The organism is Massilia eburnea (assembly GCF_009720745.1).
GTDB lineage: Bacteria > Pseudomonadota > Gammaproteobacteria > Burkholderiales > Burkholderiaceae_D > Rugamonas > Rugamonas eburnea.
This window is the reverse complement of the sequence record NZ_WNKX01000048.1, coordinates 1-19,886: the sequence shown is the minus strand read 5'-3', so window position 1 is coordinate 19,886 and position 19,886 is coordinate 1. Positions and strand designations below refer to the sequence as shown.

The window sequence follows — 19,886 nt, the reverse complement described above, 5'->3', positions numbered from 1 at the left end:
GCTGGCGGACTGCGGGCACGCTGGCGCGCTGCGAGCGGCGACGGGCTCCCGGGCGATGCGGACGGGCTGGAGGACACAGCGGACCGTTGGCGCGACGTCGGGCAGGATGGCGAACGCCGCGCGCCGGGCAGCCCGATGCGCGCGCCCATGGGCTTAGCGGAATGGGCGGCTGACAAACGGCGAGCCGGCCAGGCCGAAGCGCCAGGGCACGTCAACCGCCTTTGAGATCCCGATACGCGGCCCGGCAACGACCTGCACCCGCCCCTTGCGCGGCAACAGTTCGAACGGCGGCGCCGCCAGCGGCATCGCGTTGTACTCGCGCGTTACCCCCAGCGCCTGCGCCAGCCGCCCCGGCCCGGAGCACAGCAGGCGCACCTCGTCCATGCCGCGCCGCGCCTGCATCTCTTCGATGCCGTACAAAGGCTCTATGGCGCGGATCAACACCCCTGCGCCGTGCCCATCTTCGCGGCAGACAAAGTTCATGCACCAGTGGATGCCATGCGAAAGATAGACGTACACATGGGCCGGCGGCCCAAACATGGCGAAATTGCGCGCCGTCTTGCCGGAAAAGCTATGCGACGCCGGGTCTTCCCGGTCGTAAGCCTCCACCTCGACAATGCGCCCGCCCACCCCATTGACGAGCACTGTGACGCCAATCAGGCGGCGCGCCACTTGTGGCGAGGGGGCGCTGAAATCGATATCGGCCAAAATGTGGGAAGACATGCTACGGATTGTAGCAATGCTGCCATTTCGGCATGAAAAAAAACTCATTCGTGCCCCCGGCCAGGCCCGGAAAACAGGCGATAATGTCCGGGCATTCCCAGCAGAACAATTCCAGAAGCAAAATGACAACAGCAGCAGCCCGGCTCCCGGCCCAAAACACGACCGCAGAAGACGCATTGTTGCGCTCTATCCGCATCCCGCCGCGTCCCAGCCTGCTGGTCGACCTGCAGCGCGAACTGGCGCAGCCCGACCCGTCGCCGCGCGCCATCGCGCGCATCATCGGCAACGACGTCGGCATGTCCGGCGCCCTGCTGAAACTGGCCAACTCGCCCTTCTATGGCGCTGCGCGCAAGGCCAAGTCGGTCGAGCAGGCCATCAATTTCCTCGGCATCAACCAGTGCGCCGCCATGCTGACCGGCATCCTGGCGCGCGAAGCGGTGGGCGCCAACAACCCGGCCCTGAACCAGTTCTGGGAAGTATCGTCCTGCCGCGCCCAGGCCCTGGTCTTCATTGCACGCAAACTGCGCCTGGCGCCGCCCGACATCGCCCACACCTTCGGCCTGTTCTGCGACATCGGCATCCCGATCCTGATGGCGCGCTTCGAGGACTACGGCCAGACGCTGGACATCTGCAACAGTGCCGCCGCGCGCAAATTCACCGAGATTGAAGACGTACGCCATACCACCAACCACGCCGCCATCGGCTGCCTGCTGGCGCGCAACTGGGGCCTGTCGCCGGACGTATCCTGGGCCATCCTGCACCACCACGATTATGAAGTGCTGGGCGACGACGCCACCGACGACGCGATCCGCTCCCTGGTGTCCGGCGCGGTGCTGGCCGAACGCGCCATCCAGCGCTACCACGGCAACAGCGCCTCGCTGGAGTGGGAAAAGGGCGGCGAGGCCGCCTGCCGCCACCTCGGCATGAACGAGGACGAAAGCGCCGACCTGCTGGACGAACTGCACGAAACCTTCCACATTGAACACTGAGCCGCATGCCAAAGACCAACAACAAGCGCCCAGCACCACGCAAGCCGAATACTCCTCCCCCCGAAAAAGATGACCTCCTGAGCCAGCAACTGTGCAGCCTCGCGCTGTCGCAGGATGAAGAGCTGCGCCATGCCATCCGGCGCTATCTGCGCCAGGGCAAGGATGCCGTGCTGTACGGCGCCATCGAACTGGCGCGCGGCGAAGACGTCGACGCTTACCGCCTGCTGAAGGAAACCATCGAGGAAGACGCCGGCACCGTCGTGCTGCGCAAGGGCGACGGCCCGGAAATGGAAATCAACGCCTTCGCCATTCCCCTGTTCGTGCAAAGCCAGGGCGGGCTGCGCGAAACGGAAGGATTCCAGGACGAGGAAGCCTACGCGGCCCTGCTCGACAGTTTCACCAGCGCCGGCCTGGAAGGCCCAAAAGCCAAAGTCGTGCTGGTGCAGCACGCCTATGACCTGGCCGAGATGGAGCGCATCAGCGCCAGCCAGCTCAACGCCATGGTGCACGAGGCAGCCGCCGCCTTGCTGGACAAGAAAGTGGCCGAAGCCCCTGCCCTGCTGCGCAGCATCGCCGGCTGGCAGCCGTCCGCCTTTGGCGCCGAAGACGAGGCGGTCGAGCTGCGTTTCCTGCTCGGTTTCGCCCTGAAGCGCGTGGACGATCCGTTCTACGCCATGCCGTCCGCCGGCAAGAAGCAGGACGCCTGGTTCGAAGCGCGCATGCAGCGCTACCAGGACTGGACGGTGTCCGCCGCGCCCCTGGTGCAGCGCTGCCTGGCCAGCGCCAGCCGCGCCGCCGGGCTGCGCCTGAACTTCCAGTACCAGGACCTGTTCTATGGCGCCCTGCAGCAAGGCAAAGCCGAGCACTGGATGCTGGCCATGATGGCCGAATTCGGCGCCGCCCTGGACGCCGGCGGCGCCGCCCGCGCCGTCATCACCCTGGTGGAAACCGAAGAAGATGCGGCCCTGGGTGTGCAGCTGTTTGGCGCCGCCGGCGCACTGGCCCACGCCGACCGCCGCCTGGATGTGGGCGACGACGTGGAAGCCGCGATCGAGGACTTGCGCGACGCCCTGGCGACCCTGGGCATCGAGGATATTACGGTTGAATTGACAGCCCCCTAGTAGGCGCACATACTAGTTTCATGAGGGGGAGGAGACGCCGCCATGAAACTACTGTCAATATTGATTTTCTCGGCAATGCTGGCCGGCTGCGCCAGCACGCCGCCGATGCCCCTGTCCCCTGAACGCGCGCTGTATGACGACGCAGCATTCAGCAAACCGGCAGACATGATCACGCCGGCGCAGATCTTTGCGCTGACGCCGGAAATGAAAGCCTATGCCGAGAAGATCCGGCAACGCGGCCAGATTGCGGAACGGCACCAGGCGCTCTACCGCGCACTGTACGAACGCGATAAGCTGCAGCTTGAATACGACTCAGCAATGACGCGCACCGCCTCCCAGGCGTTCGAAGCGCGCACCGGCAACTGCCTGTCCCTGGTCATCATGACCGCCGCGTTTGCGCGCGAACTGGGGCTGGACGTCAAATACCAGCGCCTCACCAGCGAAGACACCTGGAGCCGCTCCGGTTCGCTCTACTTCAGCAGCGGCCACGTCAACCTCGTGCTGGGCAGGGACGGAGAAAAAGTCCCGACGCTCTTCGACCGCTCCCGTGCGGTCGTCATCGACTTCCTGCCGCCGCCGGATGCCGAAATGATGCCGACCGTGGTCATTTCTGAGAACCGTATCGTCGCCATGTTCATGAACAACCGCGCCGCCGAAACCATGGTGCAGGGCAAACTGGATGATGCCTATTGGTGGGCGCGCGCCGCTATCGAGAACGATCCGGCCTTCATGCTGGGCTACAACACCCTGGCCACGGTCTATCAGCGCCACGGCGACCTGGCGCAGGCCGACCGCACGCTGCGCTTCGCCCACCAGCACGAACCGCTCAACACTGTCATCCTGTTCAACCTTTCCGAACTGTCCGCCGCCATGGGCAGGACCGAAGATGCAGCCAGGTTCAAGGCGGAACTGGCAGCCCTGGAACCTTATCCACCGTTTTACTTCTTCAACCAGGGCCAGCAAGCCATGAAAGACGGGGATTACCAAAAGGCGCGCTCGATGTTCGTGCGCGAAGTCCAGCGGGCGCCGTACTATCATGAGTTCCACTTCTGGCTGGCCAAGGCCGCGTTCGAACTGGGCGACTTGAAGGAAGCCGACAAGCATATGCGCCTGGCGCTGATGAACAGCACCACACGCAGCGACAGCGACATTTATGCTGGTAAACTCGCGAACCTGCGGTTGTACGAAGCGCGAGTGCGTCTTCGACCATGAAAAAAAATAACCCCGGTGCCAGTGCCTGGCATGCGCAGCATGTTGGGCCCTGGCACTGCACTTTATAAGGCACTATGCTGAACCGACTAAGCCCCCTCGCCCTTTCCCTTGCCCTGGCCTTTGCAGGCACCGCCCACGCTGCGACGCCCGATGAAAAACCGGACCTTCGTTCCGCCTATACCAAGTACGAATTCCGCATCCCCATGCGCGACGGCGTGCACCTGTTCACGGCCGTCTACGTGCCGAAGGACGCCAGCAAGGCCTATCCCTTCCTGATCGAACGCACGCCCTACAGCGCCGGCGTGAACGTCGACGGCAAGCTGCAATACGGCGTCGACTTCTTCCCGCGCCGCCTGGGCCCATCGTCCGATTTCAGCGACGCCGGCTACATCTTCGTCAAGCAGGACGTACGCGGACGCTATATGTCCGAAGGCAAGTGGCAGGAAATGACCCCGCACGCCAAGACCGCACTGGAACCGGGCGAAGGGAACGAGAGCCGCGACATGCACGACACCGTCGACTGGCTGCTCAAGCACGTGGCCAACAACAACGGCAAGGTCGGCATCTACGGCATCAGCTACCCCGGCTTCTACACCGCAGCCAGCATCATCGACTCGCACCCGGCGATCAAGGCCGCCTCGCCGCAGGCGCCGGTCACCGACCTGTTCATGGGCGACGACTCCTACCACGGCGGCGCGTTCATGCTGGCGGCCAACTTCGACTTCTACTCCTCCTTCACGGAAGAAAAGAACCCGACCACGCTGCCGAAAACCTGGGGCGAATTCGATTACGGCACCACCAGCGGCTACGACTACTTCCTGAAGCGCCTGACGCTGTCGAACATGATGGCCGAACTGGACCCCAAGCAGCAGGCTTACCTGAAGCCGACCGTCGTGCACGACACCTACGACGAGTTCTGGCAGTCGCGCAACATCGCCCCGCACATGAAAAACGTCAAGGCGGCCGTGCTGACCGTGGGCGGCTGGTTCGATGCGGAAGACCCGGCCGGGCCGTTTTCGATCTACCGCTCCGTCGGCAGGAACAACCAGGGCAATTTCAACGGCCTGGTCATCGGGCCGTGGTCGCACGGCGGCTGGGCCGGCGGCGAAGGCAAGCGCCTGGGCCACGTGAAGTTCGACAGCAAAACCAGCGAGCATTTCAACAAGAAGTTGCTGTTCCCCTTCTTCGAAGAGCAGCTGAAGGGCGTAAAACCGGCGCAGCCGATTGCCGCCGTCAACACCTTCGAAACCGGCACCAATGTCTGGCGCCAGTACACGGCCTGGCCGCCGGTGCAGGCGAAAGCGAAAATGCTGTACCTGGGCCCGAAAGGCACCCTGGCCTGGAACCAGCCGGCTGCCGGCAGCGCCTTCGACGAATACGTGAGCGACCCGCGCAAGCCGGTGCCTTATATCGGCTACCCGGCAACCGGCGTGCCGCGCGAGTACATGGTGTCCGACCAGCGCTTCGCTTCCTCGCGCCCGGACGTGCTGGTGTACCAGAGCGAAGTGCTGGAGGATGACGTGACCATCGCCGGCCCGGTGACGCCGAAGCTGTTCGTCTCCACCACCGGCACCGACAGCGACTTCGTGGTCAAGCTGATCGACGTCTACCCGGCCGACTATCCGCAGGAAAAGGAAGAGCACAAGGACGCCGATGTACCGACCGTGAAGATGGGCGGCTACCAGCAGCTGGTGCGCGGCAATCCGCTGCGCGGCAAATTCCGCAACAGCTTCGAAAAGCCCGAGCCTTTCGTGCCAGGGAAAGTGGAGCCGCTCAGCTACCAGCTGGGCGACGTGCAGCACACCTTCCGCCGCGGCCACCGCATCATGGTGCAGGTGCAGAGCAGCTGGTTCCCGCTGGTTGACCTGAACCCGCAGACTTTCACCAGCATCCCGCAGGCCAAGCCGGAGGACTTTGTGAAGGCCACCCAGCGCGTCTACCATGCGCCGGGCACCGCCTCCGGCCTGCAGCTGATGGTGATGCCTTAAGCGGCGCAGCGGGGGCGATCAGCAGTTCTCGTACTTCCAGTTGCGCTTCTTGCCCTCGGCAATCCATTCGACCGCCTGGGCCATGCGCTTGTCGCGCGTGGCCTCGGTCTTGGCCTCGGTCAGCCAGTCGCAGTATTCGCGCTTGGCGCTGGTGGAGAAATTGTTGAACACTTCATACGCGGCCGGGTTCTCTTCCAGCGCCGCGATGAAGTAATCCGGCACCACCAGTTCGCGCGGCGCCGCCTTGGGCCGCGCCACCTTCACCCCCGCCTCGTTCAGCGTCATGGCCTTCTTAACGTAGGCCGTCAGCACTTTCTTTGATGGCAAGTCCTTCACCGATGTAATGCGGCCGAACTGGCCCATCGCTTCCTTGCCCTTGTCGTCTTCCTGCGCCAGCAACAGCTCGGCTTTCCAGAAACCGAAGGCGCAATGCTGCTTGAAGGCGGCGAAATTGCACAGGATGCCGTGGTAGTCGAAGCAGGGCATGCTCCACTTGATGGTTTCCTTCACCTCGGGGCAGGCGGCGTGGATGACTTCCCGCAGGTGGCTGAGGATGGGCTGGGCGAATTCGGCAGCGTTGGCAATGTAAGCGTCGACGCGTGGATCGGTGGTGGGCATGATTATCCTTATAACTGTGTTGCCGCAATCTGACATTGGTGCGTTGCTTAACGCTGTTTGCTCAGCATTAGGAGCATACTAAACCCCATGAGCAATTCACGCAAAATGGCCGCCGCTGCTGGCGCCGTGGGCTTGGCCTGGGCTGGAATGACGGCCCTGCTCATGGCCGGCCAGCGCAAGCTGCTGTTCAATCCCACCGTCAAGCGCGAAGTGCAGAGCCCGCGCAGCAGCGGCCACCGCACGCGCGCCATCGTGCTGCGCGGTGAGGACGGGACGCGGCTGGCGGGCTGGCTGATGACGCCGCGCGAGCCTGGGGTGCGGCCGGCGGTGGTGTATTTCGGCGGCCGCTCGGAAGAGGTGTCCTGGCTGGTGCGCGACGCCGGCAACCTGTTCCCCGGCATGACGGTGCTGACCCTGAACTACCGCGGCTACGGCGATTCGCACGGCGAGCCGGGCGAGGAAATGATGATCGCCGACGCCTGCATGCAGATCGACTGGCTGTGCAAGCACCACAAGGTCGACCCGACGCGCGTTGCCGTGGTGGGACGCAGCCTGGGTTCCGGCGTGGCGGTGCAGGCGGCCATGCTGCGCCGGGTGATGGCGACGGTGCTGATCACGCCTTACGATTCGATCCTGGCGCTGGCGCAGCGCAAATTCCCTGCGCTGCCGGTATCGATGCTGCTGCAGCACCGCTTCGAGTCGGTCAAGCATGCCACGCAGCTCTCTTCACCGACCTATGTGCTGCGCGCGGCCAGCGACGACATCGTGCCGCACTCGCATACCAATGAACTGGTCAGCAAGCTGGCCTGCCTGCACCACGACGAAATCATCCCAGATTCCGACCACCTGAATATCCCCTACCTGCCGGCGACCCAGCAGAAGATCGCCAGCTTCCTGCAAGCGCAGTTCACACCGCAGGCTTGAACACCGTGCGGAAGGCGCGCATGGCGGCCGGGTGGCCGATGGTCATATGCGATTCGTCCAGCATCTGCACCATTTTCCATTGCAGACCCTCGACCTTGACGGCCGACAGTGCGCCTTCCAGCTGGCCGGCCAGTTCCGGCTGCCCCTTCTCGCCGCTGGTAGCGATGAACAGCGTCTTGTCCAGGCGCTTGCGACTGCGCAGCGTGTCGGCTGCAGTCTTGACGATGTGGCGCTTATTCCACCAGATCGTCGGGTCGATGGCGATGAAGGTATCGAACATTTCCGGCGCCTGCAGGAAGGTCTCCAGCACGAACAGGCCCGCCAGCGATTCGCCGATCAGGGCGGTCTCGCCGGTGGTCTTGTAGCGTTCTTTCACCAGCGGCATCAGCTCTTCGCGGATGAAGCGGCGGAACGTGGCCGCCTCGCCGACCGCCGGGGCGATCTTCTTGTCTTCGGGATCGTCGGTGGGCGGCGTCATGTCGCGGCGGCGCTGGGTGTTCTCGATCCCGACCAGCATGAAGGAGCGCATGGCCAGGCTGGCGACCGAAATCTGCAGCAGGCCGGCCGTGTGCACGAAATCTTCCGCTACGCCGCCGTCCAGCATGAACAGCACGGGCAAGGGCGCATCCGGCTTCACGTCCCAGGCGCGCGCCGAGTAGACGTTGATACGGCGCGTTTCGCCCATGACCTTCGACTCCAGGGTGAAGGTCTCGCCGATCGCCAGCGGCGCCGCTGGCGATGCGCCCGGCGTTGCTGCCGCACCAGCCGCCGGCTCCCCGGCCCGCGCCACCGCAGCCCCAAATGCCGCTGCCGCCAAACCCAGTACCTGCCTTCTGCTTGCCATACCCTTCTCCTCCAGGACACCAGCGGCGAGCATCGCATCATATTGCAAAATAATCAATCAGCATCGACGCGATGCGGACGGTGTTACCCCGGGTTCCGGTATAATCCTGCCCCATGAACGATACTACCCGCCCAGAACTCCCGGACCATCTGTCGATCGACCCGCGCAGCCCGCACCACGTGGCAGCCGTGTTCGAGCACGACATTGGCATCAAATTCAACGACAAAGAGCGCTTTGACGTTGAGGAATACTGCATCAGCGAAGGCTGGATCAAGGTCCAGCACGCGACAGCCAAAGACCGCCGTGGCCAGCCGATGCTGATCAAGCTGAAAGGCAAGGTAGACGCCTTCTACCGCTGATCGCAGCAAAGTAATTCCGGGCCAGCCTTCGCTGGCCTTTTTCATGGGCGGCCGCTGTTTCCCCCGGCCCCTGTCCCGCTTCGCACCTCAATCTGCCGCACTGCCTGTGCAACGCCATTCTCCTGCCGCATGGCTTCTCCAATGCGGCGCGCACGCTCGCCCATGGCCGGCGTATCGCGCACCTGGCGGATCAGCGCTGCGAGGCTGGCCGCCGTGGCACTGCGCCGCTTGGCAGGCTTGCCGGCGATGCCCAGACCCTGCAGCTCGCGTCCCCAGTGTTCCTGTTCGCTCAAGTTGGCGACAACGATGGAAGGCTTGCCTGCCTGCGTCGCCGATTGCGTTGTACCGGCGCCGCCGTGATGCAGGACCGCCAGGCATTGCGGAAAAATCTGGTGGTGCGGCGCCGCCGGCACAAACAGGATCCGCTCATCGGAGCGGAATCCGCAAGCCTCCCAGTCGGTGCACTGGATGATCGCGCGGCAGCCCGCTTCGCGCGCCGTATCGGCCAGCAGGCGCAAGGTCGCCGTTTGCCCCTCCAGGTCTTTCGGCATCCAGCTGCCAAAGGTCATATAGACCGGCACCTCGCCCGCAGCCAGGAAATCCGACAGCGCGGGCGGCAACACGCCCTCCAGTTCGCAGTTGGGACGGTCCAGGAAGCCGCAGACCTGGATCGTTTCCGGCCAATCGGGCTGGCGCGCGCAGATCTGCGGGCTGACCGCCACCAGCGCAAGGTAGGGCGACACCCATACCTCTGAAACGAGGTCGCGCATGGGCGGCATGCCGAGCTGGCGCCGCAGGCGGTCCGGGTAGTGCTTCGCCGTGCGGTTCAGCAGCTTGCGCGTCAGCCACCACAGCAGGCGGTTGCCCGGCTTGCCGAACATCGACAGCCCGGTCGGGTTGACGTAATCGCTCGGCACGCCGGCATGCGACAACAGCACGCTCACATAGGGCAGCCCGGCATGTTCCGCCGCCACTTGCAGCGGGTGCATGAAATAATGGCCGACCAGCAGGTCCGACTCGGCGCACAGGCGCTGCGCCGCCTCGAACATTGCATCTTCAGCAGGCGCAAAGGCCAGCCGCAGGATCGCCGCCATCTGCTTCATGGGATCACGGATAGTGTAGGCAGCCTGCCCAACGGCCCGCGCCTGTTCCGCGCTGAACGTCAACGGGGTAAGCACCGTGATCCTTGCGCCCGCTGCCGACTGCACCTGATCGTAGGTGCCGGCCTCCAGGCTGAACACGACCAGGTGGACCTGATGGCCGGCCGCTTGCAAGCCGTCCGCAAGGGCGAGGAAGGGACGAATGTCGCCATGACTGCCCCAGGTCAGCATGCCGATTCTCATTCAGCTACCGACCCCGTTGAAAACACCGACAGCGTACGCCATCCCAGCGATTCGTACAGGGCGCGGCCCTCCTCGGTGGCGACCAGGCGCTCCGGCTTCGCCGCATCCAGCTTGGCCTCGCGCAACGTTGCCATCAGAAGCCGGCCAAGCCCGCGCCGCTGGTGCTCCGGCGCGGTGACGATGCGGTCATAAATGAAGATGTGCTCCGTTTCCGCCGCGTAGCCACTGGCTGCAAGGGAGCCCTCTGCGGACATGATCCGGACCTCGGTAACTGCGCCTGAACGCGCGACCTCGACCGTGTACGACGGCGGGCAAGCGGGCAGCGCAGGCGCCAGGCCGGGACCAGCCATGAAATATCCCGGCGCATGCACCTGCCAGCCTGGCGGCAAGGCTGCGCGCAACTGGTCGTGCGACGCACAGGCCTTGACCAGGTAGGCGGGCCGGCGGATGCTGCGCGCCAGGGCGGCCAGGTCTTCGCTCACTGCGGGATAGACCCAGCGCTGGATCTCATCGGGCGCGTTGACGTCGACCCGGTAGCCGCCAGAATCGGCGACCGGCGCCTGCAAGCCGCGCGCGAGGGAACGCGCTGCCAGCCAGGCAGCGATGGGAGGCAGGGCCGGCGCACTCATGCGGCGGGGATCTCGGCCAGGTCGTGATAGACCAGCAGGCCGCGCTTGCGGGCCGCTGCCGCCATGGCGTCGGCGCCGGCGGATGGGCCGCCCACGCGCAGCACCGCGTCGCAATGGCCCAGCAGGCGCTCGCAATGCGGATGGAAGATTTCCTCGTACAGCGCATCGCCCACCTTCGTCGAGCCGGCAGCATGCAGCACGGGCAGCGCCAGCCACTCGCCCAGCACCGGCGTATGGCCGCGCTGGTACAGCGGCAGCACGAAGGCCTCCATGGCCGCCACGTTGGCAGCCATGCGTGCCGGATCGTCGCCGGTGCCGGAGCGGTAGGGACCGGCGATCAAAATCATCATGCTGCGCGGCGGCAGCAAGTGCAGGTGCAGGTATTGCAGCAGCATGATGGTCTTGCCGTCCATGATCTCGCCACGGACGACCATGTCCATCGCCTGGTCGGCATCGAGCTCCAGCACCTCGATGTCTTCGCCCTCGTGTTCCAGGCCGCCGCCGCTGCCGATCTGCGAATCGGCGTCGTATTCGCCGACGAAGAAATGCAGGCGCTCGGTCACCGAGCCTGGGCTCATGAAGACGTCGAACACCTGGCGCAGCTCGGCCACCTTGTGTCCGGTCTCCTCTTCCAGCTCGGCGTGCATGCGTTCCTCCGGATGGGCCTCGTCCAGCATGCCGGCCGGCGCCTCGATCAGGTAGCCGTCGTGCTGGTTCACGTACGCGGGAAAGCGGAACTGGCGCGTCAGCAGAACGGTGCGCCGCGCGCGGTTGTACAGCAGCGCCACCGCGCCGTTGCCCCGGTCATAGGTTTCGCGCGACATCGTCTGCCAGCGGCCATCGCGGCGCTTCAGGTCGAAGGTGGTTTTCTTGAGGATGTACCAGTCGTCGGACAGGAGCTGCACATTCTTGATGCGGACATACTCTTGCATGAATTCCTCCGTAAGCCAGCATGATGCCATAGCGCGCGAAATCGAGTATCGAATGCTGATACTTGCCGAATATAAATTCGGGGATCTCCGGCATATAACTTCGATAGTCAGCCGCCATTGTCCACAATGAGGACATACAGACTTCACGAAAGGACATGACCATGGGATTCCACTTGCGGCTGGGGCCAGCCTGCTTCGCACTCATCTCCGCCCTGTTCGCGCCAGGCGCGTTCGCCGCTTCGAGCCTGCCTTCAATGACGGAGGCGGCACTCGCCAGCCAGCTTCGGGTCGGCGACCTGGTGTTCATACGCGTGTCGGCCCTGCCCTTCCGCAAAGTATCGGAAACCACTGGAAGCTGGACCAACCACGTAGGCATCGTTGTGGAAACCAACGGCGCTGAGCCCATCATCGCCGAAAGTACATTCCCGCTGTCCAAGCGCGGCAGCCTGGCACGCTTCCTTGGACGGTCCGAAGGCGGGCGCGTAGCAGTCAGCCGCCTCAATCCACCACTGAACGCGGCGCAGCAGCAAACCCTGAAGCAGGCCGCGCAGAAACGTCTAGGCATTTTCTACGACACGGGATTCGACCTCCATTCAAGCCGCGAGTTCTGCTCGCGTTTCGTTCATGAAGTGGTGCAGGAAGCGACCGGAATCGAAGTTGGCCAGGTCGAGACCTTCAGCTCTTTGCTGGCGCGCAATCCAGACACAGAGCTCGGCTTCTGGCGTCTATGGTATTTCGGCAGCATCCCATGGAAGCGCGAGACAGTGACCCCGGCAAGCGTCTTGAATAGTCCGCAGATGCATCCCGTGTTCGACGGTTACGTGGCTGCCGGCAAAGCTGGCATTTCACCGGCTCGTGCAACCCCGGCCGGCTAAAGCCGGCGCCATACTGCGTAAAACACCAGGGCACCGACGAGACCATGAAGGCCGAAAAACAGGACGTCTTCACCATAGGTGGCCCACGCGTAGTAAGTCGGGTTACCGTTGATATAGAGATCAACATACTCGCCGTGCCAGTTTTGCCCCGAAGAGTAACCCTGAAGCTTTTTTGGCCACATCAGCGCAACCGGCAATGCCCCCGATACGAGCCCCGCAGTCCCTACTGACATCCAGCCCACACAATCAAGCTTGCGCAGCAATAGGAACGCAGGGATGCCGAGGACAAGCACCGCAGCTGCGCTGACGCCAACAACCGCAACGAGCATCAGTCCGATACCGTAGAGAGGATCCGGCGAAGCCAGAAAAACAGGGACCAGCCGCAATGCGAATAAAAAGGGCTGAACCGCAATCGCAGCTAAAGCGGCAAAGAAAATTTTCATCAGGCGTTATGGTTTGAAGCCTACACTCTTCCAAAGCGGCGCCGCGTCGTACATTACGCCGTTGGCGATGACCTTGTCCACGCTGCGAATGTTCTTGATTTCCTCCAGCGGGTTGGCATCAAGGATGATGATGTCGGCACGCTTGCCCGCCTCGATGGTTCCGGTCTCTTTGTCCATGCCCATGACGCGCGCAGGAACCGAAGTGGCCGACTGCAGCGCCTCCAGCGGCGTAAAGCCGGCCTTCACATACAGCTCCAGCTCTCGATAGATGGAATGCCCAGGAATGGCCTGGTCGGTTCCTGCAACGATATCGATGCCGGCCTTGTGCAAGGCGCCGACGATTTCCAGCATGCGCTGGAACGCCAGCTCCATTTTTTCCTTGTCCTCGGCTTTTTCCTCGGCTGGCGGTGCAAATGACACCGACAACTCCGGCGGGAGTTTGCTGACGCCAGGCTCGAAACTGGCAATCGGCGTGGATGGCCAATTCCTTGTGACGACTTCCCATAACGCCATGGTCGGATCAACGACAATGTGATGGGCTTTCATGAACTCGATCGTCTTCTGTGCTTCAGGACTGGCGACGGAAAACGATTTGAGGTCTTCCAGCTTGATTTTCCTGAGTCCTTTCGACATGGGGCTCTTTCCTTCGGCCTGCATGGCGTCGTACAGGTAGACGATATGGTTCACCTGGTCCATGCCGGCCTCCACCCCTTCCACCAGGCCCATGGTGCTTGGAATATGGCCGGTGACGCTCATGCCAAGCTGGTGGGCATAACGTGCGACCGACGCCACGTTTTCCCGGGTCATCGAGCTGTAGACCTTCATTTGCCGGAAGCCTGCGTCGTGATATTTTCTGACCCACTTCTGCGCATCCGCATCGCTGTCCACCCGCTGCACGCCGAGCGATTTTTCACCGGTGCCGTCAACCAGTCCGGCCGGCAACAGCTGCGGGCCGATCCCGTTCCCCTTAGCTAATTCGTCGCGCACAGCGGTGATGAATTCAAATTCGTTGCCGCAGTCGCGCACGGTGGTGACGCCGGCTGCCAGGTAGATCGGGCCCCATTCCACTTGCTCGAAATGGGCGTGCATATCCCACAGGCCCGGCATGATGGTCTTTCCGGTCGTGTCGACGCGGGTCGCCCCGTCTGGAATGGCAACCTGCGCGCGCGGTCCGGCTGCGACGATACGGTGGTTGGCGATTACCACCACGGAATCGGGGATCGCAGGTTTGCCGGTGGCGTCGATCAGGGTACCGCCCACCAGCGCCAGCGTTTTGGAAGGATCGCTGCTGGCCTTTCCTGCGAACTCCTTCATGCTGGCCATTTCGTCTTCACCAGCTTTGCTCAGGAACGATGGCAGCAAAGACTGAAAGCCCTCGCGAACTGATTCAAAGTGATCGAATTCGGCGTCAATGGACACCAAGGCAACCAGGTTGTTTGACTGGTCCAGCCAGATCGTCTCGCGCCCCCAGATCAATCCGGTGACAAGGTAGCGATCAAGCAGGACTGGTTTGCCGTCAAGCGTAAAGCGGTCCTGGCCGCGCTTGGCGATCTGCACGGTTCCCGACGGAAGCGTGCGCAGGGCCGCGGGCTTGCCGTGATTGATCCAGTATCGCATCAGCATCAGCTGCTGCGCAGTCGGTGCGTAGCCGGCGATGGGGAAGAACGCCTTTGGCTTTTCGAGAGTCCTGTCCGCGCCATCCACCTGCACACGAACCGTATTGGCGTTGACCAGTACCTTCTGATCGATTTCCGATAACCTGGAATTCTTGCCCTTGATGTTGAACGACTGTGGCGTGCCAGTTTTATCGTAGGCGAACTTCATGGTCAGCGGCACCGGCGTACCGCGATCCTTGAACTCGAACTTGTCGGTCAGCTGATACCCGCCAGGCTGTCGCGTGATTTGCCAGGTTTCCAGTCCAATCGGCTGGGCAAATTTGTGGAGGATGAATTTACCTTGTTCGACGGCAGCTTCAGCGACCGGCGCTTTCGGCCTGGCCAAAACGGATAAAGGAAGCAAGCAGGTAATGCCAACGATGCTGCAGCGGGTAAGCAGGGTACGGGACATGGTCGTTCAATGAGGATTGGCTGGGCAGACATCATGCCACGAAAACTTTGCATCGTTGATGTTCGATTCAATTTCCGGCTCGGCTAATCAAGCAGCAAATCCTCTTGCCGGCGATAGCCTTTGCGGCGATTTGGCGTTTCGAGCAGCGCATTATCCGCCGCCACTATCTTTTGAATGTCCGGCTGAAGGCCGTGAGACGCCTTCGCCCAGGTGCACGATGTGATCGCCAATCACTTCAGCATAGGCAAATCCGGTGCGATTCCAGGCGCGTAACTGAGTGCCTTCCGGCAGGAAGACTGTTTTCCATTGATAACCATGCCTACGGATGCGGGTTGCGCTGACGCCCTCGGCACGCGCGAGCCATTTCTCGATCGCGATTGCGGCGAGTTCGCCGGCACAAGGTTCAGCTTGATGGGCATTCGCATATTGCAAGAGCCGGCACAAGGTGTTGGCGGGTATCGCCAAAGTCGCTATGTCTTTCATGCTGTTTCCTCCGCTGTTTTGCGCTGAAACGCGCTGTTTTCCGCTGTTTTTTCGTTTGGATCACTTTGCGTGCCGAAGGTTCCCCAAAAAACAGCGGCCCATTTCAGCGGAAACGACATACGCAGTTTGGCGGACTACCAACTACCTCGGGCTGCCTGAACTTGTCGTCGCATTAAAAGGATCTCAAGCCGCTGACGCACAAAACGCAGATGCAGGATTGGATAGATATTGACGAGGAATTGAAGCAGCAGGAAGATCGACGCCACCTGCGTCTGCCCGATCAGGTAAACGAAGGCGATGTAGGGGGTGAACAGAACGGCCGCCCAGAAATGGATAGCCTCGCCGGAAGCGATGCGGCGATGCAGGCTCTGCAAGTCCATCGAATCAACGTAGACATCCGGGTTGAGACGACGAAGGGGTGAACTGCGAAGAATCATGCCAAATCGATGAACCGCAAGCCACCGGTAGATATTTCCAGACTTCTCCCACTGGCGAATGGCCCGGAATGGCACGGGCAACCGGAGCACAAATAGTGGTTCCGCAAGCTTGGCAAGCGCCATCAAGTAAAACATCAGAAGCAACATGAGCCAGGGCGAAGTAAAACCGATGGCCTGTGCGAGCATGATCTCGCATCCAGTGAACGCGATGGCAGCGCAACTCACTTTCGTAATGGCGCCCATGGATCCTCCCTCCTGGCCGCTAGTGAACGATTCAGATTTCGGATGTATCCCAACCTTCTATGACTAGGCAATGTAGCTCTGTGGAGCTTCACCATGACTTTCTGCATCGTCCTCATCAGGCCCAGATACGACTTCTTTTCGCATGGCATAAGGCTTTGATGTTCAGCGGCTGTTTCGGGCCGATTGTACCCGGTCTTCCCGTTCCAGCGATCGAAGAAGCGCTGATAGCGATGCGGAGCATTGGCGAGCGAACTGCCCTGATCGCTGTAAGCTTGACATCATCGATTACAGATGTAATCATAATTCACCGATTACAAATGTAAATGATCATGAACGAAACCAATCCTCGATACATGAAACGACTTATGGCTCACATGCTCGTTACACTATTGCTTGCCGCTGCTACGCAGGCCTCCGCACAAGTTCCGCCGGCAACCGGCGCGCTGGATGGCGCAACCCGTCATGCCGTCGTCAAGCAATTGGCACAATCCGTCGAGGACAATTACGTGTCTCCGGAAGTGGCAAAGAAGGTGGCTGCGCACTTGCGCGAAAGAGATGCGAAGGATGCCTATGCCAGCGCCGGCAAGGCCGCTTCCCTGGCGGAGATGCTGACAGCAGATATGAGAGCGACCGGAAAGGACTTGCATCTTGGCGTGCGTTTCGACCCGGAGTTCAAGTCCGCGCCGGACGAAGCTGCACCGAGCACCGAGGCGCTTGCCCTGCAGCGCCAGGAATCGGAACGCCTGGCAGGTGGCGTGTTCCGCGTCGAGCGCCTGCCGGGCAATATAGGCTATCTGGACATGCGCGGTTTTGAGCCGGTGGCGTTTTCTGCTCCTTCCATTGAGGCGGCGATGGCGCTGTTGAAGCATACCGAGGCGATCATCCTGGACTTGCGCAAAAATGGCGGTGGCGACGGGGAAACCGTTGCTTACCTGATGAGTCACTTTTTCGCCGAGGGCGACCGGCGGCATTTGAATGACATGGTCTTCCGTAAGAATCAGCGAAGTGAACAGTATTGGACCACGACGGCAACTGCCGTGCATTACACCCGCCCGGTGTATGTTCTGACTTCCAAACGGACTTTCTCGGCGGCAGAAGAGTGCGCCTATGATTTTCAAACGCAGAAACGTGCAACTCTCGTCGGGGAAATAACCGGCGGCGGCGCGAATCCGGGAGCCCCCTTTGCGATAGGTGGCGGCTTGGTCGCGTTCATTTCGACCGGACAATCCATCAACCCGATCACGCACGGGAATTGGGAAGGTGTGGGCGTCAAGCCGGATGTCCCGACGCCGGCGGATCGGGCATTAGACGTCGCCAACGCCAGAATCCTGCGCGAGATTATCATCCCGAAAATCGGCGACGACCGAGCCCGCGCGCAATTGACCGCAGAGGCGGAGCGCTTGGAGAAAGGCGAAGTGAAATAAGCGCGATCGATGTTCTCACCGCGTCCCAGCTGCGGGACGCGAATCAAGCGGACCGCCGTGGCCTCACAATGGGCTTACTTTTGCAAGTGCAGCCTGTAGGGACGGCCGAATCCTAGCGTAGATTCCGGTCGCCGCATCACTACATTGTCCGGCTGCTTCCGCACCCTTAGCGGAAGTTCGCTTTATCACCACAGGGGCGAGCCGCTTTAATGAGAGCCTGCGTGTCCGAGTATTGGGCCAAAAACGCACGCTGAGCGTGTTTGGGAAGATTGATAAGAATTGTCGCGCTACTATCCCAGCAAGCGATTTCAAATAAGGCCCCGTTCAATTGAGGCGCTGAGTCTCTGCCATTCCAATAATCTGGATTGCCCTCAACGTATGGCCGCTCCGATACGGTTGGACGAGAACCTTTGGGCACGGCACTAAAGACAGCCCAAATGAATTGAATGTCATGCGTGGAGATGAGGGACGCCAGCTCTTCACCAAGCATCCATTGGTCACCCGCGCCGAATCCTTCGGGCGTGAAATTGGTCTCAATATCGCTGACATACCAGTCGTAATCCTGAGGTGCGATTTCCGCAGCCGCAAAGACTTTCCTCATGTCAGTGAAGAAGCGAACCTGATCAGTTTTTTCGAGAATTAAATTCATAAGAAATGGAGCAAGCTGCTCGCGAATCTGACTGCTTCACACCGGATACTGCCAGCCTCCAGGATGTCGATGCGGGCCCTTCGCGGACACTGACGTTTTTACAAAGTGCTCGATCAACCCGCAGCTTGAGTTGGTTTAGGCGTGGGCTCGTTCACGCTTGAGGGCTTCATACCCCTTTCCCTCAACGATCTCACCGTCCGCAGGAATCCCGCGCTTCCAGTCATCCTTCGTAAAAGCTGGAGCGCATAGTTCTGGCTCAAAGACCGTTCCTGCACAGTTGATGTCAATTACGTATCCGGCATCTTTGTGTCGAAGAACTTCGAACTCCGTGCATGGGAATTTCCGCAGTTGATTTAATTCTGGATCATCTGAGATAGGTTCAAAGTCATACAGATACTGTCCGCTGAGGAATAGAACCCTCCCATCTAGGAGTTCGATGAAGTAATGCAAACCTTCATCTTCGAATTCCGCTACGCCGAACGCGCGCACCGCCTGGAATTGTTGCCGTATAAGACGGCCTTGGCCCTCCAGTTCGGAAATCTGTTCTGCCAGGGTCTTGCGACTCAAATTTGGCCTGAAGCCGCTTCCGTTAAATATAAATAACGAGGCAAACAACGCGCTCAGCATCACAACAGCAGGCGCAAACTTGGCCCACAAAGGCCAATGCCCATTATCAAAGTGCGAACTTACCATAGCAACAGTGCCGAGCATCGAACCGAATACGAATAACGCTGCAAAGACAACTCTCATAGCCACCTACCAAATGCAAATCCCATACTCCCTCCACCCCACAATTGCTGACCAGGCCATTCTTTGTCAGTCGGCTTCGGGCCGGTCACTGCCGATGGTACTCGACGGCTCTCCGGCCCAGCAGATTCAACGGTTGCCAACCTATGCAGGCCGTCAAGGCATCTGAAAATAAAGTCGGACCGCCTCTATTTCTCCTGCAGCTAAATGCTCCCACAACAGGGCTGCTTTCTCCTGACTAAGCGCCTCAGCTTCTTTCACGGGGCACAATTCGATCTCATAGTCCTGGTCAGCCCACTCTTCCAATCGCGCAGTCCCATGACGTGTAATTTCAAGAACGTACATTGGGCCATCGTCGTAGCCATACCGTAGCGAACCAGCACCGTGCTCTTCGTAATCGCCCTCAGTCATGCCCGGCAAGTTCTCTTCGTATAGCTCTTTTATAGCTGCCGAGATTTCATCGCGTGTTGGCTTCCCTTTTTCCTCGCCATACCTGGTAAGCAGATAGCACCACGAATTACTCATAGTTGTCCTTTTTGCTTTCCATTGTTGAACCTCGGCCCATAACAGGTAACGTCCGCTCATGATTGAACTGGGGGCGCTTGTTGAATGATTGCTCCCGGCCGAACCCAGCACGATGTATAAATCAAGTCATTGCAGTGACCGTACCCCAAAATTAGTACCGGTCTTAAGTAGAAATTACCGGCTGTTGACCGTACCCCAAAATTAGTACCGGTCTTAAGTAGAAATTACCGGCTGTATTGCTGAGCCAAAATCGGCCTTTTCCCTGGCCTGACGGGCGAATTCGGATGGGGTGGCCCACTGCAATGCGGAGT

Annotated in this window: 21 protein-coding genes and 1 pseudogene; 8 read left to right on the top strand and 14 right to left on the bottom strand. The window is 61.0% G+C overall.

Going from position 1 to position 19,886, the window contains the following annotated elements; genetic code table 11:
* Positions 1-153: 153 nt before the first annotated feature.
* Positions 154-723 carry a DNA-3-methyladenine glycosylase gene (locus GM658_RS28200; RefSeq protein WP_155457438.1) on the bottom strand — a complete coding sequence of 190 codons (570 nt, stop codon included), beginning with the start codon at positions 721-723 and terminating at the stop codon, positions 154-156.
* 122 nt (positions 724-845) lie between these two features.
* On the opposite strand from GM658_RS28200, the gene GM658_RS28195 reads away from it, so the two are divergent.
* The 4 genes from GM658_RS28195 to GM658_RS28180 all read left to right on the top strand — a co-directional run bounded on the left by GM658_RS28195 (position 846) and on the right by GM658_RS28180 (position 6,033).
* Complete coding sequence (locus tag GM658_RS28195) at positions 846-1,712, top strand: HDOD domain-containing protein (protein ID WP_155457437.1); 867 nt, start codon at positions 846-848, stop codon at positions 1,710-1,712.
* A gap of 5 nt (positions 1,713-1,717) precedes the next feature.
* A complete protein-coding gene (locus tag GM658_RS28190; protein WP_155457436.1) occupies positions 1,718-2,833 on the top strand; it encodes a hypothetical protein in 1,116 nt (371 codons plus the stop codon).
* Positions 2,834-2,875: 42 nt separating this feature from the next.
* A complete protein-coding gene (locus GM658_RS28185; protein ID WP_155457435.1) occupies positions 2,876-4,045 on the top strand; it encodes a tetratricopeptide repeat protein in 1,170 nt (389 codons plus the stop codon).
* A gap of 74 nt (positions 4,046-4,119) precedes the next feature.
* Positions 4,120-6,033: a CocE/NonD family hydrolase gene (locus tag GM658_RS28180; protein ID WP_155457434.1), complete on the top strand. Its 1,914-nt coding sequence runs from the start codon at positions 4,120-4,122 to the stop codon at positions 6,031-6,033.
* Between the two features lie 18 nt (positions 6,034-6,051).
* Here GM658_RS28180 and GM658_RS28175 read toward each other — a convergent pair whose 3' ends face one another.
* Complete coding sequence (locus tag GM658_RS28175; RefSeq protein WP_155457433.1) at positions 6,052-6,651, bottom strand: YdeI/OmpD-associated family protein; 600 nt, start codon at positions 6,649-6,651, stop codon at positions 6,052-6,054.
* An 87-nt stretch (positions 6,652-6,738) separates the two neighbouring features.
* On the opposite strand from GM658_RS28175, the gene GM658_RS28170 reads away from it, so the two are divergent.
* The gene (locus GM658_RS28170; protein WP_155457432.1) at positions 6,739-7,575 is read left to right on the top strand and encodes an alpha/beta hydrolase; all 837 of its coding nucleotides are present in this window, start codon (positions 6,739-6,741) and stop codon (positions 7,573-7,575) included.
* Here the strand turns inward: GM658_RS28170 and GM658_RS28165 are convergent.
* On the bottom strand, positions 7,559-8,419 hold the full coding sequence (locus GM658_RS28165; protein WP_155457431.1) for an alpha/beta hydrolase: 861 nt from the start codon (positions 8,417-8,419) through the stop codon (positions 7,559-7,561). The two genes, GM658_RS28170 and GM658_RS28165, sit on opposite strands and share 17 nt — an antisense overlap.
* A 113-nt stretch (positions 8,420-8,532) precedes the next feature.
* Between GM658_RS28165 and GM658_RS28160 the strand changes: the two genes are divergently transcribed.
* Positions 8,533-8,778: a DUF3297 family protein gene (locus GM658_RS28160; RefSeq protein WP_130310317.1), complete on the top strand. Its 246-nt coding sequence runs from the start codon at positions 8,533-8,535 to the stop codon at positions 8,776-8,778.
* Positions 8,779-8,819: 41 nt separating this feature from the next.
* Here the strand turns inward: GM658_RS28160 and GM658_RS28155 are convergent, their stop codons facing one another.
* The 3 genes and pseudogenes from GM658_RS28155 to GM658_RS29465 form a co-directional block, all read right to left on the bottom strand.
* On the bottom strand, positions 8,820-10,109 hold the full coding sequence (locus GM658_RS28155; protein WP_170299027.1) for a glycosyltransferase: 1,290 nt from the start codon (positions 10,107-10,109) through the stop codon (positions 8,820-8,822).
* Between the two features lie 8 nt (positions 10,110-10,117).
* Entirely contained in the window at positions 10,118-10,750 is a 633-nt protein-coding gene (locus GM658_RS28150; RefSeq protein WP_155457429.1) for a GNAT family N-acetyltransferase, read from the bottom strand.
* 365 nt (positions 10,751-11,115) lie between these two features.
* Positions 11,116-11,682, bottom strand: a pseudogene (locus tag GM658_RS29465) (NUDIX domain-containing protein); the annotation flags it as partial.
* Positions 11,683-11,843: 161 nt separating this feature from the next.
* Here GM658_RS29465 and GM658_RS28140 point away from each other — a divergent pair.
* Positions 11,844-12,557 (top strand): YebB family permuted papain-like enzyme, encoded by a 714-nt coding sequence (locus GM658_RS28140; RefSeq protein ID WP_229417109.1) that lies wholly within the window; start codon positions 11,844-11,846, stop codon positions 12,555-12,557.
* On the opposite strand, the gene GM658_RS28135 is transcribed toward GM658_RS28140, so the two are convergent.
* The 5 genes from GM658_RS28135 to GM658_RS28120 form a co-directional block, all read right to left on the bottom strand.
* Positions 12,554-13,000, bottom strand: coding sequence for a hypothetical protein (locus tag GM658_RS28135; protein WP_155457427.1), 447 nt, complete (start codon positions 12,998-13,000; stop codon positions 12,554-12,556). The genes GM658_RS28140 and GM658_RS28135 overlap by 4 nt on opposite strands.
* 6 nt (positions 13,001-13,006) lie before the next feature.
* Positions 13,007-15,067 (bottom strand): amidohydrolase family protein, encoded by a 2,061-nt coding sequence (locus GM658_RS28130; RefSeq protein WP_155457426.1) that lies wholly within the window; start codon positions 15,065-15,067, stop codon positions 13,007-13,009.
* A gap of 150 nt (positions 15,068-15,217) precedes the next feature.
* Positions 15,218-15,550 carry a hypothetical protein gene (locus tag GM658_RS28125; RefSeq protein ID WP_155457425.1) on the bottom strand — a complete coding sequence of 111 codons (333 nt, stop codon included), beginning with the start codon at positions 15,548-15,550 and terminating at the stop codon, positions 15,218-15,220.
* Positions 15,547-15,669: a hypothetical protein gene (locus tag GM658_RS29590; protein ID WP_267875007.1), complete on the bottom strand. Its 123-nt coding sequence runs from the start codon at positions 15,667-15,669 to the stop codon at positions 15,547-15,549. Before GM658_RS29590 ends, GM658_RS28125 begins: the two co-directional genes overlap by 4 nt.
* 15 nt (positions 15,670-15,684) lie before the next feature.
* The gene (locus GM658_RS28120; protein ID WP_155457424.1) at positions 15,685-16,230 is read right to left on the bottom strand and encodes a glycosyl-4,4'-diaponeurosporenoate acyltransferase CrtO family protein; all 546 of its coding nucleotides are present in this window, start codon (positions 16,228-16,230) and stop codon (positions 15,685-15,687) included.
* Positions 16,231-16,553: 323 nt separating this feature from the next.
* On the opposite strand from GM658_RS28120, the gene GM658_RS28115 reads away from it, so the two are divergent.
* Complete coding sequence (locus tag GM658_RS28115; protein WP_155457423.1) at positions 16,554-17,654, top strand: S41 family peptidase; 1,101 nt, start codon at positions 16,554-16,556, stop codon at positions 17,652-17,654.
* Positions 17,655-17,820: 166 nt separating this feature from the next.
* On the opposite strand, the gene GM658_RS28110 is transcribed toward GM658_RS28115, so the two are convergent.
* The 3 genes from GM658_RS28110 to GM658_RS28100 all read right to left on the bottom strand — a co-directional run bounded on the left by GM658_RS28110 (position 17,821) and on the right by GM658_RS28100 (position 19,635).
* Complete coding sequence (locus GM658_RS28110; RefSeq protein WP_155457422.1) at positions 17,821-18,303, bottom strand: hypothetical protein; 483 nt, start codon at positions 18,301-18,303, stop codon at positions 17,821-17,823.
* A 135-nt stretch (positions 18,304-18,438) separates the two neighbouring features.
* Positions 18,439-19,053, bottom strand: a complete 615-nt coding sequence (locus GM658_RS28105; RefSeq protein ID WP_155457421.1) for a hypothetical protein — start codon at positions 19,051-19,053, stop codon at positions 18,439-18,441.
* 153 nt (positions 19,054-19,206) lie between these two features.
* A complete protein-coding gene (locus GM658_RS28100) occupies positions 19,207-19,635 on the bottom strand; it encodes a hypothetical protein (protein WP_155457420.1) in 429 nt (142 codons plus the stop codon).
* Positions 19,636-19,886 lie beyond the last annotated feature (251 nt).